Origin of the sequence: Dyadobacter sp. CY351, from assembly GCF_021502625.1 — a bacterium.
GTDB lineage: Bacteria > Bacteroidota > Bacteroidia > Cytophagales > Spirosomataceae > Dyadobacter > Dyadobacter chenhuakuii.
In genome coordinates this window covers 352,516-376,922 of record NZ_JAKFFU010000001.1, presented here as the reverse complement: position 1 = coordinate 376,922, position 24,407 = coordinate 352,516, and the positions used below count along the sequence as shown (strand labels likewise).

Sequence of the window (24,407 nt, the reverse complement as noted above, 5' to 3'; positions counted from 1 at the left end):
TCTATTTCCTTATCTTTTCGATCCTTATATAGGCAAGAGACAGGAACAAAGCCATGAGGCTGAGGAGATAAATAATGTTTCGCGAATCGACAAGGCCTTTTCCCAACGCAAGATACTGCTGATCCAGTGCTCCCCAATTAAGTAACTCGGAGGCAATTCCTACTCCTGCAAGTTGTGCCAATGCAGTAAAACCTACATACCAGACGAATGCGATAAAGACACATGCAATGAATGCGACGATCTGATTATCGGTCAGCGAGGACGTCCAGATCCCCATGGAAACCAGCACGCCGCAGAACAGCAGAAGGCCGATATAGGAACCGAAAACGGCAGCAGAATCCACGTTGCCCTCGGGGTTGCCCAGCTTGTAAACGCTGTAATAATAAATGAGTGTAGGCAAAAGGGTGATGGCCACGAGAACCCAGTTTGCAAAAAACTTGCCCAGCACAAGCTCAATGTTGCGCAATGGCTTGGTTAGCAGCAGTTCCAATGTCCCGTTCCTGGCTTCTTCCGAAATCGAGCGCATCGTAATAGCGGGAATCAGAAAAAGCAGCACATACGGAGCCAGTTGGAAAAATGAGCCCAGATCGGCATAACCGTAATCAAGAATATTGGAATCAGGAAAAACCCAGACAATGAGACCAACCGCGGTCAGGAAAGCGGCCATCACAATGTAGGCGATCAGGGAATTGAAAAAGCTCCCTATTTCCTTTTGAAAAATTGCAAACACATTGAAAAAATTTAAACCGAAACTGCTGCGGATTATTCAAACACCGGCTTTTCCCTGCGGATAATGGCTGCCACGACCAATGAAATGATCAGTCCCATTACAATATAACCAAACACACCTATCGCAAAAACCACCCCGGGCGACATTACTTTCTGAGAAAGCTCCATAGCCTGGTCAATCTGCGAATCGTCCAGCCCTCTTCGTTCCATATCCTCACGCACCTGGTCCATTCCCTGCGTAAGCAGTGTATTATCAATAAACTGCATGTAAAACATCGAAAAAGCTGAACTCAACAAGCCCATTACGGCTGAGACCAACGTCCCCAGGCCCAACCCCTCGCCGTACGTCATGTAACCACGGTTTTTTTCCCTGAAGTTTTTCATCGCCAGCACAATGGCTACCACCATGAACACGAACGACAAAGAAGACAACATCTTGTTCTGGGACAACCCGGCAATATTGATGATTGTCGAGTAGATCATGATCACCACGGACGCCAGCACGCCATATTTCAGGGCCACACGAGCGGTTGACGCTTGTTCTTCCATTTTTTAAGATTGTTTAGGTAAGGCAAATACTTGGTGATCAAATTTAAGCTTTATTATGAAACACACCGTAATCCTGCTTTCTGAAAATAAGCGAAATAACGAGGATCGGGATGATCGCCATCACGGTTTTCTTGCTTACCTCATCCATAATGATCTCGGAACGCTCCATGCTCCCCACGCCATTGTACATTTTGGTAAATTCAGCTTCACCAATGTTCTTGACCAACTCCGCTTTGCCTTCGAGCATTAGAGTCTTCATTTCGGCCAGATAGTTGGTGAAAACGGATGGATCTGCATAGGTCACGAAGAAGTAAATCAGCCAGCCGGCTATCAGCGCGCCCAGGGTGTTCACTACATAACCGATCGTTAATGCTTCCCACAAATGCAAAAAGCCGTTTCCGACATATTTCCGGTAATACCAGCAAGCGCCGCCTATCAGGATAATGTGTATACCAAAATCGAGGATCTTGTTGTTTCCCAATGGCACAATGTCCATGAAGTAAAGTCCCAGAAAGAAAAGGAAAACGAGCACTCCGGTGATCAGCCCAAAGATCAGGGAGACTTTTAAAAGGGGTTTGTTAAAATATTCGATTATTGATTTCATAGATACCATTCCTGTTTTCCATTATTGACAACGCCTCTCACTTTTCCACGCAGCTCTTGTCCCAGAAATGGTGTATTTTTTGATTTCGAAAAGCTTTTATTAAATGTCCAGTTCGTGTCCTTTTCAAAGAAAGTGAGGTTCGCCAGCGCGCCTTCTTCCAGCAAAGGGTCCTGTAATCTCAAAACCCGGCGCGGTCCTGAAGTGAATTTTTCAATGATGTCCTCCACACCTAATCCGCTGTACATTAATGCAAGCGAAAAGGCAGTTTCCAGGCCGGTCATACCGAAATCCGCATGGTCAAATTCAAGATTCTTACTCTCCTCGTCATGTGGGTTATGATCCGAAACAATGGCGTCGATGGTCCCGTCAGCAAGTGCTTCCTTAATTGCCTCCACATCTGCCGCGGAACGGAATGGAGGGTTCACTTTCAGGTTTGTATCAAAATTAATCAGATCGCCGTCCGTAAAAGCGACCTGGTGCGCGGCGATGTCGCAGGAAACGGGCAAACCATTCTTTTTCGCTTCCCGGATCAGTTCTACGGCTCTTTTTGTAGAGATTAATGAGATGTGTAATGCGGGGGAATCAGATTTATACATGCTTTTTTCAAGCGCGTATTCCAGCAATTTCAGGTCCCGGTTCAGCATCATTTCTTCTGCCAGGGAAGGAATGCCTTTCATGCCGATCAATGTGCTTGTCAGGCCCTCATGCATCTGCCCGTAAAGCGTCAGTTGCCTGTCTTCCGGCCGGTTCATCAGCAACGCATTGAGCGGTTGCAGATATAATATGGTTTTCAAAAACAAGTCTGCATTCTGCACCGGATGTTCGCCGTCGGTAAACGCTATGGCGCCCGCCTCATGCAGATCGATCATTTCAGTGAAGTCAACGCCCTCGGCCTTCCGTGTTACCGACGCGGCCACATGCAGCTTCACCAGCCCGCCCGAGCCCGATTGGCGAATGTAATTCAATGTATCCTTGCTATGAACGACAGGTTCAGTATTGGGCAGCAGCACAATTTCCGTAAAACCGCCATGCGAAGCCGCAGCGCGTACAGATACGAGATCTTCTTTATGCTCAAACCCCGGATCACGCGAAGCCACGCGCATATCCACCCAGCCTGCGGACACATATAGTCCATTACCTTCAACCACCTCCGCACCATCTGCGTCCAGGTGGTCTCCTATCGATTTAATGTTTTTGCCTTCAATCAGAATGTCCTTAATCTGGCCGTTGAACGGAGATTTTTTATCAATGATCTGAACTGAACGGATTAATAATTTCATATATGAGTATTCAAAACAAAAAAAAAGCTCCAAAACGGAGCTTCAACCTTAATATCAGGCACCTATAAACTTTTCGTATTCTTCGGCGGACATTAAACCTTCCTGATCGTCGGGATTGGTCAAGCTGATTTTCACCATCCAGCCACGACCGTAAGGATCCGTATTTACAAGTTCAGGCTCTCCGTCCAATTCTTCATTCACTTCCAGCACTGTTCCTGCAACCGGGATAAACAGGTCAGAAACCGTCTTAACCGCTTCCACTGACCCAAAAACCTCTCCTTTTCCCACTGCATCTCCCACCGTGTTGATGTCGACGTACACAATGTCACCCAATTCATTCTGCGCATGGTCCGTAATGCCAATGGTCGCTGTATCGCCATCGATGCGAATCCATTCGTGATCCTCTGTATACTTAAGTTCTGCCGGGAAATTCATGGTTTAATCAGGTAAGTTGTAAACATCTTTAGTAACGCAAATTACAGGATGTCGGTCGTATTTTCCAAATCAAAAAGTTATTCAGCCAAATTGAATTTCAACTGCACACCACCGGACGTGCTTGCCCGGTAAAAGGAATTGGAAACCAATGGATCGTTAAATGTCCTGTCGAAATAAAACTGCACGCTCAAACGATTGTTAACCATGTAATTAACCGTGGGGCGGAGCTGGAAGTTGATGTTACCGGCAATGGGAATGTTCTCACCGTCAAACTTCCGCTGTATGGACCTCGTATCGCGGAAAGTAAGGCCCAGCTGCATCGTCATATCATTCTTCAGTTTCTTCTTAACCCCATTGATCTTGAACGGAATGGCCACATTGTTTTTGGTAAAACCAATATTCACCGTTACATCCTGGTTGAACAGTTCCGCCATCTGCGAATTGGACAGGTTCAACGCAATGGTGCGGTCCCGGTTGTATTCGATCCTGGCAGTAACCCTGCTCTGCGTCCTGAATTCAACTCCCACAAGCGGCTGGAACTTCTCCGACAATGTGATCGTGCTCATGGAAAACACCGGAATGTATTGTCCGAGCTCATTCAATCTTTGTGAAAGAGGGTAACCCGTTACCGACAAGTTCACATAAAGTGCCTCATAATCCAGCGAAGATGTAAAGTTCCCAACGCTGTACTGCGACATGTATTTATGCCGCAAAGTGAACGAGCTGAAAAGTCGCTTAAAGCCCGCAAGCTGCGAAAGGCCGTTGTAACTCAGATCCCAGTTCGGCATCGGGAATTTCAGGAACGGGTTTGTCCGCACGGTCTGCGGATCCTTGCCTGTATAAGCTGCAAAGAATGACGAAATCAAAACGTCCTGTGAAGTTTCATTATACTCTCCGCCACTCTGGTTTTCCGCATTCAGACGATCCCTCAAAATAGCACGGTAAGCTCTGAATTTATCAAAAACAGGAGAAGAATTATCCCGTTTCATTTTGGCAAAAGCCGTTCTGAACGACAAGAACGACATACTGAACTGTCCATTCCGCAACGGGCTTTGCGACACAAAGTTACCTGATGCATCGGGCCGGTAAAATTCCTGATAAGCATCCTGCCGCGTGAGCCGCGCTTCAACGATCAGCCTGAAATCCTTGAACGGTTCCAATGTGGTGTTGGCGGAAAAGGTCTTTGCAATGGTCTGCTGGAAAGGCATATTCTGCTGCTCACTTTTCGTGATCCAGCCTTTTTCAGCGGCCTTGATCTGGAAATTCCGGTCTTGCTGCCCAAGGACAAATGGCAGTCCGGGTGCATTGGTGTTATCGATTCCAAAATAGCTCGGTGCGCGCAGGTAACCCGGAAGCGCCGTTGTTTCCTGAATCGAATAACTTACATTAATCCCCCGAACGGTCATTAAGGCACGCGTAACGCTTTTCAGAATGTCCGTCGTACGCATATCGATTTCCTCAATATCACCGGGGCTTCTTGCAAAATTCTTGCGTCCCGCCGAAGGTGTGTTGGCAAATTTCAAATAGCGCAGTTTGTTATAAAGCAGCACAAAATCCACCTTACCGGTAACCCCACGGTCTTTACTGTTACGGATAATGTCCCCGAATGGCAAGCCTAATGTGTCTTTTAACCCAAATGCATTGGCTTGGTATTGATAGGCAACCGAATGTTTGTAATCGGCTGTCATCCAGTCCAGAAGCGGAATTTTATCCAGAGGCAAGCGATAAGTCAGATCAATCTTTTGGTCAAAATTCTTCATCCTGCCCAGTTTCTTGAAATTGGTCCAGAGCGAGTCTTTTTTCTCAGCAGAGTTAATGTCGCCCATCGGCTCGTCGATGATCGAGTTGGCCGTTGAGTTGTAGCTCAATGTCATATTCCGGGTCAGGTTCCAGCTCAGGTCATAATAGCGGTTGAACCAGAAATATTTTTCATACAAAGGCTGAATGCCGTCCGTCGTCAGATCCGCATTCCGAAGCTGTGTTTTAAGGAACCGCCGGTCAACATCTGTACGGATCGAGACCATGTTAGGCAGCAATGTCAGGTTTACATCCTTGATGATATCGGCCCAACGGCTGGTCGCTTTCCAGTTTTTGAATGGCTCCATAGGCTTCGGCTGACTGCTGTACACGTAAGAAATGCCGCCCCGGTAATTGCGTTGCGCATATTCCTGGGTAAGAATGTTCCTCCGCTTGTCATCACTGAATGCATATGTAAACGAGAAGTTCTCAAAATCATAGAAGTGATTCCGTGCTCCGGGCTTGGTCTTGATCTTCCTGACATTGGAAAAATTAATCCCGCGTTTGATGGCATTTTCCTCCACCATACGCCGGTAACCATCCCGTTCTTCATCCGATTGCAAATTTCCCAGCGAAGTTTCGAGCGGCGTATCCGGGTCGAGCGGATTAAAATGCGGCTTTACATTTCGCCGGTCATAGCTCAGGAACAGCGGAATGCTGAAACCCCAGCTTGCGGGCAGCAGTTTATCCAATGCCACGTTGGTAGACACGCCATATTCTGTCGTAAAATTACGGGAACGCTCGCCTATCCGCTGTTGCACGCTTCCAAAACCGAATGTTTCCAGCCTTCCGGAAGCAGTTAATGTTGCAAAATCTGCGAGTTTCGCATTCAATTGCGCAATGGCCGCAACGCCGCCTGTGTCGTCAAAGCCCTCTACGTGCATTTCATCCACCCAAATACAGAAGCTTTTCGGGCGTTCGTCCTGGGATTTGGGGTTGCGCATCCCGATCATCATGACGCGCACCGAACTTAGATCCGGGTTACCGACCACGGTTAATTTGTATCTGCCGTCGGCTGTCGTGATCGTGTAAGGCACGCTCAGGTTTCTGTCCAGCTGGCGGTTGCGTTGTGCTTTGGCTTCGATCAGATCAGCCAGGGCAATGTTCAGTTCGTTCTCTTCCGGCCAAACTTCCCGATCAGCTGACTGGCCCGGCAATGTTGCTTTCAGGCCGGAAAGGTCTATTTCGTAGTAATTTTGTGTAAGGTCTGTACCAATCCGCATAAATGCGCCCACCATACGATCTTCACTCAGCTCATTCTGCATGTGCACATACATGCGCAGCCTTTTGCGGAACAATAAATCCAGGTTCACATTTTTGAAAACCGCTCTGGAATCGCCATCGCGCAAATCTGTCACGCATAAGCTCATCGATTGTTCATTCAACAAGAGCGGGGGACGCTGCGTGTTATCCTGATCGCGCTTCCAGTCTGGCGGAATGGCGTAAACGTATTTATTTGTAGCGTCTGTCTGCTCCTGACCATTCTCTTCAATGCTAACCGTTCCGACAGTGAATTTAGCATCATAAGGTTCAGGAACTTCCTGTAAGCCAGGCGCGTCCAGGTTAGCTGTATATTTTCTGTATTGCTGACCAACCATTTGCAACTGCGCAAACCGCAATACGACAGGCTGCTGGAAATCAGTCAGATACATGCGCATAAAACGGATCGACTTAAAGCCGTTCATATTGCCTATCACTCCTGAAAACTCCTTGATAGGAACCCGGAAAAGATACCAGGTTTGCTGATCGGCTGTATTAACTGTTTTATCAACAATATATCCGTTTCCAACCGCCAGCTGGTTTGGTTTCAGGTCAATTTCGTATTCATAATAAGACTCGTTGTCATTGATCGTGTTATCCACGTTCATATCCTCGCCATCCGGCACATTGGTTGAAGCAGGCGTCACATCGGCGTTTCTGCCAAGGCTTTCGGGAGAGTTGTTCTCCATACCAATGTAATTCTTGTAACGCTGCAGAACTTTTAGATTGGCACTATCCAGACTTGCTCCCAGGAAGAACTGGAAATCATCCCCGGAAGGGTCACCCAAAATCTGCTCGCGTGCTTGGGCGGTCAGGTTAGCCGGTAATCGATCAATGAATGGTTTGAAAAAACGACGCTCCTCTTCATTATTCAATCCATCCAAACCCACATCCTGCCGCTCACGCGCACCGGATTCGTTACTGAATGCATTAATCAGATATTGCGACTTCGTTACGTAACCCCAGGCCGTAGAATCAACATTCACGCCAACTTGTTTGGGCACAATAGGAAGCCCGTTCTCAAAATTGTAACGCTCGTCAGGAATAACATCTTCTGAAATATCACCCAGGTTGAAAACCAGTTTCCCACCGGTTGTGTTGGGTTTTTCATCTCCGCTCCCATCCCGAACTTTCCCAAGTTCATTGTTAATGAAAGGGTCCAGCATCCAGAATTCGATGCTTTCAATGTTCGCATTATCAAAGTCATTATCCGAAGTGATCGCTCTGCTGATCGCACCAAAATTTTGTCTTGGGTTTTTCAAACGACCATTAGGCAGCAGGTCAACATTGTAGTTGTACATGCCGCGCTCGCTTGGGTAATAAGCAATGTCGAGGACATTTTGCGGATAAGATACCAGTCCGGCAATCGCACGACGCGGGAAAATTTCATTGGGTAAATAAAGTCTCTCGTAGTAGTAGCTGCGATCCTGGTCGTCCAGGTTGCCCGGCGGATCGTAGCCGCCGCCCAGCCCTTGAGCACCGCCGAATATGTTGTCCACTGTATAAGCAGAGATTTTCGCGCGCCTGTAAGCATAATCCAATGTCTTACCATCCGTTCCCTGCCTGAACTTTGGCGGAACACCTGCCAGCCGCCATTTCTGTGGTTGCCTTGAAAGGTCATAAATGGTTCTGGTCGCTTCAAAATCGTCCACCAGCGAACGGTTATTGACGTCTTTCGAAACACCGGGTAGAATTTTGGCAAATTCACCCTTGAACTGAATGCTCGATATTTCTTTGGTCTGGATCAAGGGTAATGCATCCAGCCATTTGGTCAGGAAAGGCACGTCTTTTCTGAAATTGATATCAAAACCGAGCATTGTATTGTTAACCGGTTCATTTCCGATGGACACCCTCGTTAAGAAACCAGCAGGACGTTCCCTGTATTTCATAATCGTGGCGCCAATGCTCATATCGCGGCTTACGACGTAATCCAGGCGCGTTCCCAGCAAGGACCGGATCTGGTTCTGGAACATATCGGGCCGTTCGTATTCAATAACGATCTCCCTGCCCGAGTTCATCACGCTGCCATTAAGGATACGGACCCGGCCGATTTGCGCTTCAACAATATAATCTGAGCCCGGTGAAAGAGGGACGCCGCCGGAAGTGACGGTAACCGAAGTTTCCAGAACACCGAACGGAAGCTGGACTTCTGCGCCACCGCTGGATTGATACGAACCTTTAATGAAAAATTTATTGCGCTCAGAAACCTGCTGCGCATCGATCATAGTCGTGGAATACAGCTCACCGAACACATATTTGTTTCTGAACTGCTCTTCGCCGGCACCAAATTTCTTGGATAGATTGCTTCCAAACGGCTCCAAAACCGGGAAGATAATGCGGCCCGATTTACTATCCACCGTAATCCCGTCCACAAAATCGAAGTTTCCGTCGGGCTGCAGATCATTAACCGGGTTCAGCCTGTCGAGGCCCATCAAGCGGATCAATGGAATGTTGGCAATGCTGCTTTCCTGCAAGTTTGGGTTATCAATTCCGGTTTGGTCATCCTTATAAATGATCCGTAACTGAAAACCCTGCTTATCCATCTGGCTGGTTCCCAGTGCATAAATGTTTTTCATCATCAGGTTCCACATAGGAAGCTTTGTGTTGTTCCTGATCGTGGATGATTTCAGCAGTTTTAATGCAATAACCTCATTATCCCGGCGTGCCTGATAATCCTCGGTAAGCTCACCCACTTTAAATGCCCTGCCGTTCAATGTATATTCGTAAGAAACGGCCAGCACTTCGTCGTTTCTCAATGCATTGGTTAAGGAGATGTAACCAAGCTGTGGGTGAAATGTGTAGTCACGATCAGCGATCAGCCTTTTGGCTCCTCTCAGCAATTCATAATCAACCGCTTTTTCCAGTCCCAGGCTCGTAATCGCACTATTGGTGTTATCAACCTGCCGGAACGACTCATTAGTTGTCAATGATTTATAAAGACCATTGGCCGCATTGTCAGCAGGCGAAGTAGAACGGATAGGCTGTAAACTTGGATTAGCCGACTTATAGGGAGCAGGTTCTCCCAAATCCGCGAAACCGACAACGTTTCTGAGCGATTCCGTTGTGGTGGTGCGGTTAGTAACATACACCTCCATACGCGTAACCGTCACGCCCGATGTAATGGTTGGCGTGTTCTTCAACGAGCTCTCGTAAATGTTCCGGAAATATTGCGACAGGAAGAAATTTCGGTTTTCGTCGTAAGTATCGGCACGTAACTCAAAATCCCTGCTTTGCGCCCCTCCTCTTAAAACAATTCTCTCTTTACTGGATTTCTGCTGCGAGGCTACAACAGTTGCGCTTAACCGGCCGAATTGAAGGTCCGTTTTCAAACCAAAAAGGTTCTGAACGCCGGGAATCAGCTGGCTGTTAATGGCCCAGTTGATGTTACCTGCTTCAATTTTCCGGATAAAACTTTCTTCCGGGTTCTTATAATTCAGCTTAATGGCATTTTCAAAGTTGAAATTAGCCTTTGTATCAAAGTTGGTTTGGAAACCAAGCTGATCACCTAGCCTTGCATCAAAATTAATGCTGATCTGCTCATTAAAAATGAACTGCGTATTCCTGCGTTGCCGTATCGGGATGGCCGGGTTATCAAGGAACTGGTGCATTAAGCCCAAATCCAGCGACACAAAACCGGTGGGTTTGAAATTGATAAAATCATCTCCCAGCAACTTGGAAAGTCCAGGCGGAATGTCCAGTTTAGGCAATAGCCCCCGCGAACCCATGGCACTTTTTCCATCCTGCCTGCCAGCATATTCGCGCAGCAGACTTTTGAATGCGCGATCTTCCTGAATCTTGTCATAAGTGGAAAGATCCATCCGTTCCGGCGCCCGGTAATTGAAGTTACCAGTCGGGGTTTGGATGCTTTCGGAAACGGCTACTTTACCAGCGCTGTCCAGTTGAATGGATACATTGGCCGGATCACGGAGATAAAACGGGGAGCGTGGCCTTGGTTCAGCAATGCGGTTGGAATAAAAATCTTTCCAACGCATAATAAGCTGACTACCAGACCTATCTATTTTCTTTTTGGAAGTATCTTCTCTTACAGTATCGGCAATAATTGCCCAGTCCTGCGCCTGCCCGGAATAAGGTTCGTCCATATCAACGGATACATTCGCTAACAGAACAGCGCCTGTTGATATGGTTAATGCCTTAAAAAGAAAGGAGTAAATCGTTGATGACAAGGTATTATACTTATTTAGAGAAGGTTGCAGCTACAATCAAATCCATCAAAACGACTTTACTATCGTAAATTTTTTTACCAAATATCATTACAGTTCGGTTATCGAAGTGCCAACTTAATAAGATTCTCAACGGTGACCGCCTGACCTTCACGCTTGATGATAGCGTCAAGACTTTTTTCTGCGGTGGCTTTGGGAATTCCCAATGTAACCAGTGCAGCAAGCGCCTCACTTTTCACAGTGCCGGAAGGATTGTCTATGGTCCTCGGACCGGTAGACACCAGATCTTCCTTGCGAATTTTATCCCTTAATTCAAGTATTACGCGCTGAGCAGTTTTGGACCCGATGCCTTTAATTGACTGGATCAATCGCAGGTCTTCATCTATTATTCCTTGTCGTATTTCCGATGAAGAAAGCGACGATAACATAACCAGGGCCGTTGATGGCCCTACACCCGAAATGCCTATCAGGTCTAGGAAAAGCTTTTTCTCATCACTTCCCCAAAACCCGTATAGTATGTGGGCGTCTTCCCGTATATTCAGGTACGTTACAAGTTTGCAACGCTCGCCCAGTTCAGGCAGTGAAGTATAGGTTTGTAATGAAATCCGAACTTCATAGCCTAAACCGTTTACATCAATAATGGCATAAGCCGGATCTTTGTAGACTACAGTTCCGTTAACGTAGGCAATCATATAAATAGTATGTGTAATTGACTCTTGTTCACTAGCTGGAAACGATCAGTTTTTGGCCTGGTTTTATCGCATTTCCTCTGATTCTGTTTTTCTTTTTCAATTGTCCTATTTCCAGTCCGTAACGTTGGGAAATAATCCAGAGCGTATCTCCTTTCTGAACTGTATGGTAACGCTTTTTAGTATGCCTGTCATTTCTTACAATTTCCTTTTTAACCGCAGGAGTCGAATTTGCTGCAACTCTCGAAGCGCGAACGGGCTCTTTCACTTCTTTCAGAATCACCAGACGCTGACCCCTGGCAATGTTGGTGCGGCGTAAATGATTCCATTTTTTAAGCTCGGAAACCGACACCCTGTATTTCTTTGAGATCGAGTTTAAACTCTCTCCTCTTCTAACGGTGTGTGTAGCTCTTTTTGTACGTGTCTTTTGTAAAACTATTTCGTCATGCTCTTCATCCAGATCTTCGTCGTACTCCGAAGTTGATTGCTGGCTAACCATTGTGGCATAAGGAAAAGCAGGATTTTTACCCATCGAGTCCAATGCAGTGCTATCCAGCTTTGCAACCATTACATTCGGTTGAAGAAGCAATCTGCGGGTGCAGGAATCCATGATGGAGTTCCGGTTGCTAACCAGGTAAGTATATTGCATACTTGGCACTTTGAGTACGAAATCCCGGGTCTGGTCCGGCAGGGACGTTTTGGTGATTTGCGGGTTTAATTTCTTAATGTCATCAAAATTAATGTTGCTGTTCTTGCAGAATGCCAGCAAATCAATATAGCCGTTGATATGAATGGTGTCGTTGGGGATCTGAAACTCGGTTTGGGCCGGGTAAATACCGTGGTCGTTACCATAGTTCATCATATAGTTCATCGCAACGTATTGCGGAACATATGAGCGGGTTTCGCGGGGAAGGACATTATAGATGGTCCAGAACGTGGTTCCGCGTGAGCGGCGCATGGCGCGTTTCACATTGCCCGGGCCTGTGTTATAGGAAGCCAATGCAAGCTCCCAGTCACCAAAAATATTGTAAAGTTGTTTCAGATAACGGCAGGCAGCCTCGGTCGCTTTCACAGGCTCGAAGCGTTCGTCAATGTATTTGTCCTGATAAAGACCAAATTCACGGCCGGTCGCCGGCATGAACTGCCACAAACCGCCTGCTCTTGCATGAGAGATCACGGTTGGGTTAAGCCCCGACTCGATCATTGACAGATATTTAAGTTCTGTCGGCAAACCGTGCTTGGCCAGCGTTTTTTCAAAAATGGGGAAGTAGAGCGGCATCTTCTCCATCATTGTCTGAGTGAATTCTGCCTTTTTGTAAATAAAATACTCTACAAACTCGTGGGAAGTTTTGTGGTAAGTAAGGGGAATTGATTTTTCCAGTTTGGCAAACCGCTCTTTCAACAGTTCTTCCGGAATTGCCGGTGTATTCCCAAATTCTTCAACAGCGGGCAGAGCGGGGATCGCCATTTCTTCTGCTGCAACTATTTTCTCCAGTGTATCCTGCTCGAATGCTAACTTCTCTTGTGGAATTATTGCCATAGCCGGCACGTATCCAAATCCTACACACATGGCTCCGAGCCACAATACTTTTTTCGAAATCCTCATCAATAAATGTTTTTTGAAGGTTAATCAATTCCCGGTTTTCAATGGCTACTATTTGTAAATCAACTGTTACAAATAAAATTTCCTTGTTAAGATTTCCAACGTTCTGAAAATCTGCCTGATGAACTAGAATAATCTCTAATACATTTTACGCTTTACTCACAAAATTCCGCTTCGGAACAACAAATCTCAAACCGCCTGTTATCCCGGCACGATTTTTTACTACTTAACATGGATACAGATACAAACACTGCTTAACAAATGTGAAAATAAAAAAAATGCAAAAGCATTTACTTGATTCTCAATGATTTGTATCCGATCTCAATGCCGAATTTTTATTCAAATCGGTTAAATAATTGGCAAAAGCCAGCATTTTCAACTCACCAAAATAAGGAGCCATTATCTGAATTCCAATAGGCATCCCGTTTTCGTCCAGCCCGTTAGGGATCGCAACAGCCGGATTCCCAACCACATTTGCCTGCACTGTAAAAATATCAGCGAGATACATTTGTAACGGATTTTCGGTTTTTTCACCAATTGTAAAAGCGGTAGTTGGCGTTACCGGTGTAATCAGAAAATCAAACTGATCGAAAAACCGGTTCGTTTCCTCCTGCACCAATCTTCTAACGCGTTGCGCTTTGGTATAGTATGCGTCATAATAATTTGCGCTCAGAACAAAAGTACCCAATAGTATCCTTCTCCTCACCTCTTCACCAAAAGCTTCCGTGCGTGTCTTTTTATACAAGCTTTCCAGATCCGTCGCTTCCGCACTTCTATGACCGTAACGGACACCGTCGAAGCGGGATAAATTGGAACTGGCTTCGGCCGTTGTCAATATATAATAAGTAGGCAGCAGCGAATCGAGCAATGGAATTTCTACCGGCGTTACTTCGTGCCCTTCGGCGCGCAGACGGTTCAACACTTCCAGCGTTTGCTGGCGGATTTCCAAAGAAATCGCCTCGCTCTCAACACTCTCCCGGATATAACCGACTTTGGCTTTGCCGGACCATTCCAGATTTTTAGAATATGCAGGCACTTCTTTGTTAGAAACCGTGCTGTCAAAATTATCCGGACCAGCCATGATTTCGATCAGCAACGCGGCGTCCTCAACACTTTTGGTAATGGGGCCGATGCAGTCGAAAGACGATGCATAGGCGATGAGACCGTATCTGGAAATCCGGCCGTAAGATGGCTTTACGCCCACAACACCGCAGAAAGCTGCGGGTTGCCTTACAGAACCGCCCGTATCACTTCCGAGAGACGCATGGCAAAGGCCAGCTTGCACCGCCACCGCAGAACCGCCTGAAGAACCGCCCGGAACTTTGGTGTTATCCGCAGCATTCAAAACCGGCCCGAATGATGAATTTTCATTGGACGAACCCATTGCGAATTCATCGCAGTTTTGCCGCCCGATCACAATAGCGTCTTCATCCAGCAATCGCTGAACCGCCGTTGCAGTATAAGGAGCAATGTATGTATTAAGGATTTGACTGGCGGCTTGTAAACCGTGTCCTTTGTGCGAAAGCACATCTTTGAGTCCGATCACCATTCCGGCTAGCCTTCCGGCAGTTCCGCTGGCCAATTTTTCATCAACGGCAATGGCTGCTTTCCTGGCTTCATCCGCATAAACTTCAACGAATGCATTCAGGTGTTGATTAGCCTCTATATTCTGCAAATAATGACTCACTAACTCGACGCACGTCAAATTGCCTCCACGCAAATCTTCCTGAATCCCGGCCAGCGTCAGATACTCTTTCAATGTAATTTCTTTGTGGGGTTGTAAATAAAGAATCAGAGCCAATAAGTATACCTTAGAGGCTCTGTGTTATAACTTTCAATAAGATGGAAGCGTTATTTGGGGTCTTCCATGCTTTTTTCAATATTTTCCTTAACGTCTTTAGTAGCGTTCTTGAATTCATTGATACCCTGCCCCAAACCGCGCATCAACTCAGGAATTTTCTTCGCACCGAAGAATAGTAAAACGAACAAGGCAACCAAAAAGATCTCTTGTCCACCTAATCCCATAAATGCCAAAACGGTTACTGATTCCATGTCTGTTTCTTTTTTAATGTTTACAAAAATAAAAATTCTTTTCTACAGAAACTACTAAACGGTTCTGTTTTATCCTATGTTAATCGTTTTTTCACTCTTTTCCCACTGGCTGAATTTTGCAATATCACTGCCCAGTGTCTTGATCAGCCAAGCGATCAATGCGACGTCGTCTGCGATGCCAATTACGGGCAGAAAGTCAGGAATCAGGTCAATAGGTGATACAAAATAGATCAGCACCGCAACCACCGAAATTAGACTTTTCCATGGCAAGCCCTTATATTCTCCGGAAGCATAAGCCCGAACCATCCGGATCAGGACTTGAACGCTGCCAGCCACTTCGGCCAGGCCGCCTTTGAACCCAACCTGATTCATTTTGCCCATTACATCCTTCGCAAGTTCAAACAGCCGCGCAGAATTGTGCACATAACGGCCGGCCTTTCCGGTTGCCTTCTTGAAAAAAATTGACTTTAATATTCTAGATATCATTGACTCGTTGCTCATCGTATACAGCAAGAAAAAGTGGTTAATAATGCCGATATAACTATTAAGATACGTAAAAAATTGCATTTCGGATCGAGCCCCGGACTTTTCCGGCAAAAAATTACATTCCGCTTGGTTTAAACAAATTATGTGTCCTACTTTTAGGAGAAAATTTAAAAAGCATTAATTTCTATACAATTAACCATATTTCTTTATGAAGATTACTGTTGTGGGAGCAGGCGCCGTTGGTGCAACTACTGCCGATAATATTATTCGTCGTGAGTTGGCTGAGGAGGTCGTTCTACTGGATATAAAAGAAGGTGTAAGCGAAGGAAAATCACTGGATATGTACCAAACAGCAGCTTTGCTGGGCTTCAATACCAAACCCGTAGGGTCAACCAACGACTATGAAAAAACCAAGGGTTCTGATGTCGTTGTAATCACTTCCGGTCTGCCGCGCAAGCCTGGTATGACACGTGAAGAGCTGATCGGAATCAATGCAGGAATCGTAAAAGGAGTTACTGAAAATATTCTAAAATATTCGCCTGATGCCATCATCATCGTTGTTTCCAACCCTATGGATACAATGACTTACCTGGCACTGAAAGAATCGGGCATAGCAAAAGAAAAACTAATCGGAATGGGCGGTGCCCTGGATAGCGCACGTTTCAAAACGTATCTGGCATTGGCTATGAACGTTTCTCCGCTGGATATCCACGGAATGGTGATCGGTGGTCACGGCGATACCACAATGATCCCGTTGACAAGGATGGCGACTTACAATGGTCTTCCGGTAAGCAATTTTCTTTCTACTGACGAACTGGAAAAAGTGGCAGCTGACACGATGGTAGGCGGCGCAACATTGACCAAACTGATCGGAACTTCGGCATGGTACGCGCCGGGTGCAGCAACATTGCTTTTGGTTGAAAGCATCGTGCGCGACCAAAAACGCATTGTTCCATGCAGCGTTTATCTGGAAGGCGAATATGGCCAGAATGATATCTGTATGGGCGTGCCTGTTGTTTTAGGTAGAAAAGGCTGGGAAAAGATCATCCCGCTCGAACTAACCGATTCAGAAAAAGCTGCTTTTGAAAAATCAGCAGAGGCAGTTAGATCCATGAATGGAGCATTAAATTTATAATGCCAAAAAATAAATAATATTTTTTGACATTTCCGCCATCTTAAGATGACGGGTAATTTTTTGGGGATGTCATCAATGCGGGGATTGGTTTCTGCATTGATGACATTTTTTTTATTTGAGACACATTAGATAGAGATCTGATATTGCAGCACGAATGTTCCTCTGCGCGTGTACGCAGCGAGCTCGTTGGCAACCGTGCTGGCTTGGTAAACCGGCCGGTTTTCGTAGTTGAGTGAGATTTTACCGGTGTGTCCTTTGATAAGCCAGTTTACACCAATATTATATACGTTCAAAGCATCCTGCAAACGTTCATAATCAGAATGTTGCAGGGAAGCATACGGCATTAATGTGCCCTGACTTCCCAGTAATCCATCCCTAAATTTATATCCTGCCTGCGCATACACGACGCTCCCTGTCCCAAACATCGGGTAAGCATTACCATGCGTAGCGCCCGCGCCCGGAATGGCCTGCGTTGTGCCCGTTGCAGGGTTCATAATCCCATTGTAACGCAGGTAACCTTTGCCATAATCCGTATTAAAATAGCCCAGATATGCCGAAACAGCCGTTCCTTTATCTTTATTCAAAGGCATATCCATAAATGCGGCCACAGACCACAGCGTCATGTTATTGTAAACTGTATCCGCATTTTCCCTGCGCCACGTCGCATTCTTTTGAGAAATAATACCCGCTTCAATGTTCAGAACTTTGCGCTTGCCGAGGTATGTCCCGGTCATATATCCCGGTGTGGTGTTGTCCTCTGTGTCAAAAATGTTATAAATTAATAAACCCTGGAACTGCTTGTGGTTTTTACGTTGTGCAAAAACGGAATTCAAGCCCGGAGCTGGCGGAACGGCACCATTGGTTTCGATAGGAAACGGATCCGCAACGTCTACGCGGTAATTCAACTTGCCGATCTGCCCTCGGCTGTAAACGCTAAGTTTCCTCGCAAACTGATCCGTTTGATCCACTGTTGCCTGTGCGAAAACAGGAACATCCATGGTCATGATGGTCCCGATGCTTGGCTGGGAAAAACGGGAAAGACCATTCACAACGGTCAGCCCGCCACCGAAACGGATGAAGTTGGTGCCCTTTCGCTGCACTTCATATTCTCCCAAAGCATCGTGGAAGAAAGCGGCAATTTTCCGGTTGCTGGGTGTTCCTGCATTATTATAGGCCGGGAATGCGCTCACTTTATTAAAATTGTTCATTCCAAACTGCGTGTAGAAAAATATCCGGTCGGTGACCTGGCCGAAAAGCTGCACACGCGTCCGGCGCAGGCCGATGTCGAATGTGTTGGATTTGGGATCGCCTAAAACGGTGGTTCCGGGGTTGCTTTCGTCGAACCGGAGCCAGGTTTGGTTGGTAAAAGTGAATTTGACGTAATGTGAGCCGGAATCATTAAGATTGTAGCGGATATCGTTCCTTGTATTGTCGTCGGTTGGCTTTACTTGCGCCGTGGTTACTGACGCGCTGAGCAAGATGAGAGAGAGTACTTTTTTCATTAATTGACGTTATAGTTTCCAATAGCGAATAGCACGTTAAAAAGATGACACACTACCCTTTTTTATATTTAACTAAAAATCATAAGGCTGCATTGTGGAAGGCTTTACTCCTTTTTTTTGCAATCATATTCGCCGCGAAGGCCCAGGAAACCCCGCCTCTGATCAATTATTCGTCGGCAATTTACAAGGCGCACAATCAGAATTGGGCCATTGACCAGACTTCCGATCAGATCATTTATGCGGCCAATTCGGATGGCCTTATGGAATACGATGGCGCTGCATGGAAGCTCTATCCGTTGCCCGACAGACAGATAGTGCGGACCGTACTCTGCGATGAAACCGTTCCGAACACGCTTATGGGCAAAGTTTTCAACCAAAATAGTCCCAAAGAACAACGGATCTATGTCGGTGGCTTTTCAGAGTTTGGTTATTGGAAAAAAGAATTCGATGGCCAGCTGAAATATCACTCCCTCAGCAAGAGCGCCAACTTCGCCAGCCTGAAAACAGAAGAGATCTGGCACATTACCAAAACGCCTACACACATTTACTTCCAATCCTTTTCAAGGATTTACCGGTACGATGGCCAGAACATTACGGAGTTGAGCACGCCGGGGAATTTTATGTTTTTAAGATTTGTACAAAACCGGCTGTTCCTGCCAACAATTGGTAAAGGGATTTATGAGTTAAAAGGCAAGAAATTTGAAAAGCTGGCCGGTACGGAACCACTTTCGGCTGTGATCGTTTCAGCCATATTACCATTCTCGAATGGCCAGATCCTGATCACAACATTCAAACACGGCTTGTTTTTTTGGAAAGATGGATTGCTTAGTCCCTGGAAAATACCGTTTTCGGAAGAACTTAAAACAAACATTATCAACAGGGCAGTAATGCTCAGACAGGACAGCAGCCTGGTTTTCGGCACGATTCAGTCGGGCGTTTATGTAATTGAGAAAAATGGCAAGCTGAAATATCATTTCAACAAAGAGACCGGCCTTCAAAACAACACCGTTCTGGCATTGACGGAGGACCGCCGCAATCAGCTCTGGATCGGTCTGGATCAGGGAATTGATATGCTCAAAATGTCGTCACCCGTCATTTCCTACCAGACCAATGATAATCCGCTCGGTTCGACGTATGCTGCTGCCATCTGGCGGGGTAAATTATATGTGGGCTCCAATAAGGGTGTTTTTGTAAAAAAATGGCTTTCTACCGAGCCTTTCCAGCCTGTTCCCGGCCTGGAAGGCCAGACCTGGAACCTGCAAGTTTTTGATGACCAGCTCCTTTGCGGGCATAACGATGCAACTTACCGCATTAATGAACAAGGCATTACGAAGCTTTCCAACATTACAGGAGGTTGGGTAATGCTGCCCATTCAATCTGGTCAGGAAACACTTTTATTGCAAGGTTCTTACAATGGATTGCATGTTTACAAAAAGAACAGTAGCCAGCAATGGGCCTATGCATATCCCATTAAAGGCATCTCCCCGATTCCCGTCAAGCAGATCGTCCGGGACGAAAAAGGCGCTTTCTGGCTCGGACATGCATACAGAGGTTTATTCATGGCTAAACTCACGCCCGCGCTGGATTCCGCTTACCAGTGTAAAGAATTCAAGGCGCCTGCCGATTTGCCCGGTGAATTCGCAGTGGAGATCATGAAATGGAGAAAGCGCTTATACGTTCGTTCAGGCTCCGTTTTCCTGCAACCTGATGCGAACGACAAATTGCAGGTCTCCACTGATTTCGCGCAGCATAGTGAAGACGAAGCATTCAAGATCCGTACGGGCGTGAATGGTGATTGGTTCAAAGTGTTCATTAACCGGATCACATATTACGCTTCGGATAACCAGGTCCACAACCTGCCGCTGGCGCTGATCCGCAACAGTGAAACCATTATTCCAGTCTCTAAGGACTATTATTTCTTCTGTCTGGACAATGGCTATGCCCTTTATAACAGAACTTCCGGCGCAAAAAACGTTGAGCCGCCAGCTTCGCCCATCGTCAGAAAGGTTGCTAACCTCAGGAATTTATCGCAATCATTCAGCATTTTGGGAAAGCCCGCGCTTCCTTCTAATGTGCGCTCGTTACGAATCAATTTTGCATTGCCGGTGTATGGGCAGAGCACACAATATAAATACCGCCTTCGCGGACTGTCGGATCAATGGTCGGAATGGACAGACCAGAATTTTGTGGAGTTTACAAATCTCGAATCCACGAGATACACATTTGAAGTAAAAAGCAACCTGAATGATCGTGTTACAGCATATCAGTTCAGTGTTCAGCCTTACTGGCGCGAGACATTAATCGCTAAGATCGTTTTCATAACATTGATAGGGCTCGTATTTGTAGGGCTGATCCTTTACCAGGAAGAACGCTTGCGCCGGCATCGGAACAGGCTTATGCGGGAGCAGGAAGAGAAACTCCGCCAGCAACAGCTTGCCAACGAAAGGCAAATCATGCAGATCCAGAATGAGAAATTGCAGAGCGACATTCAAGGTAAAAGCCAGCAGCTCAGCAACATTGCCATTAATGTTGTACGGAAAAATGAAATTCTGGAAGAAATACGGGATGAATTAAAGCAAGTTAAAGCCGAAATGGGCCAGCAGCTCCCGAATATTCATTATCAGAAACTATTGAATAGCATTGAGCGAAATGTGGCCGGAAAGGACGACTGGATGCTTTTCGAGCAAAATTTCGACGAGGTCCATGAACAATTCTTCAAACGCCTACGTCAAATCGCTCCCACAATTTCCCCCTCTGAGCTCCGCCTGGCGGCGTGCCTTCGTATGAATCTTTCGACCAAAGAGATGGCGCCTGTTCTGGGAATTTCAATCCGGGGTGTGGAAATAAAGCGCTACCGGCTACGCAAAAAATTGGGATTAGGTACGGATGGCAATCTCGTTCAGTTCATGATGGATATTTAGCCACATTGTACTAATCCTTCACAAACCTAAGTTACAGGCCTAAATCCTTGCATTATTCTCATTGATGTAGTGGTGATGTAGTGCTTTATTTGATTACTGGCTGTCTTGGAACTTAAATTTGAAGACAATTAAATCTTATAATAATTCAATCAACCAAATTATAACCTAAATGAAAACTATTGTACGATTACTGTACATGATGGTTTTCCTGTCCGTCAGCCTCATCAGCTATGGTCAGGAAATTAGTGTGTCAGGAAAAGTCACGTCAAGTTCTGACGGCTCCATTCTTCCCGGGGCCAGTGTTCTCATCAAAGGAACAACCACAGGAGTGCCGACCGATGCCGAGGGGAATTACGCTATTTCAGTTCCGTCTGCTCAGTCGGTCCTGGTCTTTTCAATGATTGGTATGACGGCGCAAGAAGTTACGGTTGGCACACAAACGACCATTAATGTGGCATTGGTAGAAGATGCAAAAGCACTGGGTGAAGTTGTTGTGATCGGATATGGTACAGCCAGTAAAAGGGACCTGACCGGATCCATTGTAACGATCAAAGGCGCTGAAATCGCCGATAAGCCTTCTGCTAACCCAATCACTTCACTGCAAGGAAAAGTGGCCGGTTTGTCCGTTGTGAATTCAGGCCGCCCCGGCGAAGAACCGGATGTGCGGATCAGGGGAACGAACTCTATTAATGGTGTAAAGCCTGTTTACATCGTGGACGGGATTTTGAATGATAACATTAACTTTATTAACCCTGCTGATATCGAGTCCATTGAGGTTCTAAAAGACCCGTCATCACTGGCTATTTTCGGGGTAAGGGGCGCTAACGGTGCCATTGCTGTAACCACGAAAAAAGCTAAGGCGGGGCAATTGAATGTTAATTTCAACTCATCCGTAGGCTTCAAGCAAGTTGCCGACCGCATTAGCATGACCAATGCGGCCCAATTCAAAGAGCTTTATAATGAACAGCTTGCAAATCAGGGCAGCGCGCCATACAACTACACAAACTGGACGGGCGACACCGATTGGCAGGATCAGATCTTCCAGAGCGGCTTTTTGAACTACAATAACATCAGCATATCCGGCGCGACAGAAAAGAACCGCTTCTATATGGGCATCGGAACGGTGCAGGAAGAAGGAAATATCAAGCACGAAAAATACGGAAAACTGACTCTGAACATCAACGACGAACTTCAAGTCAACAAAAACCTGAAATTCGGGCTAACGTTCAGCGGCTACCGCGCTACGCCATTTGGCGATAAAAAGAAGAATGTAGGCGGCGCGATCCTGGCTGCACCAATTGCACCGGTGTTCAACGACCAATACGGCCTGTATCACACATTGCCTGATTTTCAGCGTGCACAGGTGAATAACCCGCTTGTAGATGTTGAATTGCAGAAACGCACGGAGATTTTAAGAGAATATCGCGCAGTTGGAAGCATTTACGGCGAACTTACTTTCCTTAAAGATTTCACATTCAGGGCTTCTTTATATGCGGATTATGGCTTCAACACCATTCGCAACTACCAGCCGCTGGTGAACACATATAATCCCGAGATCGTAGGTGAGGACAAAACGGATGCCGTTGTCAGACAGACCGTTGTGAACCAGAAGCAAAACATTTTCCCAAAACTGCAACAAGACTATCTGCTAACCTACAAAAAAGCATTCGGCGACCACGACCTGACTGTTTTGGGTGGTATAACGACTTATTACCGAAGCTTTGAAGAAACTGCCTCCACAGTAAGACAAGGAAGCAGCTTTGCCATTCCGAATGATCCGCGTTTCTGGTATACGGATAATGTGGGTGATGCAGCAACCAGGACCGGTTCCGGTTCTGCCTGGGAATCAGCTACATTATCCTATCTGGGACGTATTCTTTACAACTACAAATCAAAATATCTGGTTAACGCCTCTTACCGGAGGGACGGAAGCTCCGCTTTTCTCGGCAAAGGCAGATGGCAGGATTTCGGCGCAGTTGGTTTAGGATGGGTTGTTAGTGAGGAGGATTTTTTCAAAAATCAAAGTGTTTTCGACTACTTGAAAGTGAAAGGTTCTTACGGGATTTTGGGTAATCAAAATATCGATGACAAGTATCGCTATCCCGCCTACCCTACGCTTACGGCGGCCAATTCGGGTGTTTTTGGAGAAAATATCGTAGCCGGGCTTCAAAACGAATACATTGCCGATCCGAACCTGCACTGGGAAAAAGTGCTTGCCTACGAAGGCGGCGTCGAGTTTAATATGCTGAAAAATCGCTTGACGGTTGAAGCAAATTACTACAACAAACTTACAAAAGACATTCTGGTGCTTGTGCCCGGAATCGCAGGCACAATTCCCGGTTTGAGTAACCTCGGCGAGGTTAGAAACCATGGATTTGAATTCGCTGCAACCTGGAACCAGGATGTAACAGACGACTTCTCCTACTCTATCAGTGGTAACCTAACCACCATTAACAACAAGGTACAGAAGCTTTCTACCAAAGGCTACGACATCATCAACGGTGCATCACGGACAACGGAAGGCTTCCCGATCGGTTATTTCTGGGGTTACGTGCATGACGGAATTTACCAGTCAGAAGCTGAATTCATCAAATCTCCTGTCAGTACAATCGGAGAAGTTTCACCCGGCGACATTAAATACAAGGATGTTAATGGTGACGGATCTATCACAGAAGCTGACCGAACATTGATCGGGAACCCAACGCCTGATTTCACCTATGGCGCTTCCGTTTCTGCTAAATACAAAGGTTTTGATGTGGGTATTGATTTGAATGGTGTTTATGGAAATGAAATTTTCCGTCAGTGGAACCGTGGCACATTCGCGCAATTCAATTACCAAACCGAAAGAATGGACCGTTGGAACGGGCCGGGTACTTCAAACTGGGAGCCTGTTTTGAACACGTCACGTGCCAATAACTATCTTCCTTCGTCATACTGGATCGAAGACGGCAGTTTCTTCCGCATCAGAAATGTGCAGCTTGGTTACAATTTCACCTCTCAGACATTGAAAAGTCTCCGTCTGAAATCCCTGCGCTTGTATGTGAATGCGCAAAACTTAAAAACGTTCACGAACAGCACTGGATTTACGCCCGAAATTGGCGGTAACACTACTGCTTTTGGTGTGGACAACGGAACCTATCCTGTGCCTGTCATTTATACATTCGGCATCAACCTGAATTTCTAA

Annotated in this window: 15 protein-coding genes; 3 read left to right on the top strand and 12 right to left on the bottom strand. The window is 46.2% G+C overall.

Going from position 1 to position 24,407, the window contains the following annotated elements; translation table 11 throughout:
* Position 1: 1 nt before the first annotated feature.
* The 11 genes from gldF to L0660_RS01535 form a co-directional block, all read right to left on the bottom strand.
* Positions 2-730 (bottom strand): gliding motility-associated ABC transporter permease subunit GldF, encoded by a 729-nt coding sequence (gene gldF / locus L0660_RS01585; RefSeq protein ID WP_233795240.1) that lies wholly within the window; start codon positions 728-730, stop codon positions 2-4.
* Positions 731-762: 32 nt separating this feature from the next.
* Positions 763-1,278 (bottom strand): DUF4199 domain-containing protein, encoded by a 516-nt coding sequence (locus L0660_RS01580; RefSeq protein ID WP_233795239.1) that lies wholly within the window; start codon positions 1,276-1,278, stop codon positions 763-765.
* Positions 1,279-1,321: 43 nt separating this feature from the next.
* Positions 1,322-1,882 carry a DUF4199 domain-containing protein gene (locus L0660_RS01575; RefSeq protein ID WP_235157142.1) on the bottom strand — a complete coding sequence of 187 codons (561 nt, stop codon included), beginning with the start codon at positions 1,880-1,882 and terminating at the stop codon, positions 1,322-1,324.
* Positions 1,879-3,162: a dihydroorotase family protein gene (locus L0660_RS01570; protein ID WP_235157141.1), complete on the bottom strand. Its 1,284-nt coding sequence runs from the start codon at positions 3,160-3,162 to the stop codon at positions 1,879-1,881. The genes L0660_RS01575 and L0660_RS01570 overlap by 4 nt, the downstream gene beginning before the upstream one ends.
* Positions 3,163-3,216: 54 nt before the next feature.
* Positions 3,217-3,597 carry a glycine cleavage system protein GcvH gene (gcvH, locus tag L0660_RS01565; protein ID WP_233795237.1) on the bottom strand — a complete coding sequence of 127 codons (381 nt, stop codon included), beginning with the start codon at positions 3,595-3,597 and terminating at the stop codon, positions 3,217-3,219.
* A gap of 77 nt (positions 3,598-3,674) precedes the next feature.
* Complete coding sequence (gene sprA / locus L0660_RS01560) at positions 3,675-10,838, bottom strand: cell surface protein SprA (protein WP_235157137.1); 7,164 nt, start codon at positions 10,836-10,838, stop codon at positions 3,675-3,677.
* Positions 10,839-10,936: 98 nt separating this feature from the next.
* Positions 10,937-11,527, bottom strand: a complete 591-nt coding sequence (ruvA, locus tag L0660_RS01555; RefSeq protein WP_026631337.1) for a Holliday junction branch migration protein RuvA — start codon at positions 11,525-11,527, stop codon at positions 10,937-10,939.
* 31 nt (positions 11,528-11,558) lie between these two features.
* On the bottom strand, positions 11,559-13,130 hold the full coding sequence (locus L0660_RS01550) for a lytic transglycosylase domain-containing protein (RefSeq protein WP_235157136.1): 1,572 nt from the start codon (positions 13,128-13,130) through the stop codon (positions 11,559-11,561).
* 298 nt (positions 13,131-13,428) lie between these two features.
* Positions 13,429-14,886 (bottom strand): Asp-tRNA(Asn)/Glu-tRNA(Gln) amidotransferase subunit GatA, encoded by a 1,458-nt coding sequence (gatA, locus tag L0660_RS01545; RefSeq protein WP_235157131.1) that lies wholly within the window; start codon positions 14,884-14,886, stop codon positions 13,429-13,431.
* Between the two features lie 92 nt (positions 14,887-14,978).
* Positions 14,979-15,179: a twin-arginine translocase TatA/TatE family subunit gene (locus L0660_RS01540; protein ID WP_026631334.1), complete on the bottom strand. Its 201-nt coding sequence runs from the start codon at positions 15,177-15,179 to the stop codon at positions 14,979-14,981.
* Between the two features lie 69 nt (positions 15,180-15,248).
* Positions 15,249-15,665 (bottom strand): YkvA family protein, encoded by a 417-nt coding sequence (locus L0660_RS01535; RefSeq protein WP_026631333.1) that lies wholly within the window; start codon positions 15,663-15,665, stop codon positions 15,249-15,251.
* Between the two features lie 208 nt (positions 15,666-15,873).
* Between L0660_RS01535 and mdh the strand changes: the two genes are divergently transcribed.
* Complete coding sequence (gene mdh, locus L0660_RS01530; RefSeq protein ID WP_235157125.1) at positions 15,874-16,800, top strand: malate dehydrogenase; 927 nt, start codon at positions 15,874-15,876, stop codon at positions 16,798-16,800.
* A 125-nt stretch (positions 16,801-16,925) separates the two neighbouring features.
* Here mdh and L0660_RS01525 read toward each other — a convergent pair whose 3' ends face one another.
* The gene (locus L0660_RS01525) at positions 16,926-18,302 is read right to left on the bottom strand and encodes a hypothetical protein (RefSeq protein ID WP_235157123.1); all 1,377 of its coding nucleotides are present in this window, start codon (positions 18,300-18,302) and stop codon (positions 16,926-16,928) included.
* Between the two features lie 92 nt (positions 18,303-18,394).
* Between L0660_RS01525 and L0660_RS01520 the strand changes: the two genes are divergently transcribed.
* Positions 18,395-21,223, top strand: coding sequence for a triple tyrosine motif-containing protein (locus tag L0660_RS01520; protein WP_235157120.1), 2,829 nt, complete (start codon positions 18,395-18,397; stop codon positions 21,221-21,223).
* A gap of 169 nt (positions 21,224-21,392) precedes the next feature.
* Positions 21,393-24,407: a TonB-dependent receptor gene (locus L0660_RS01515; RefSeq protein ID WP_235157119.1), complete on the top strand. Its 3,015-nt coding sequence runs from the start codon at positions 21,393-21,395 to the stop codon at positions 24,405-24,407.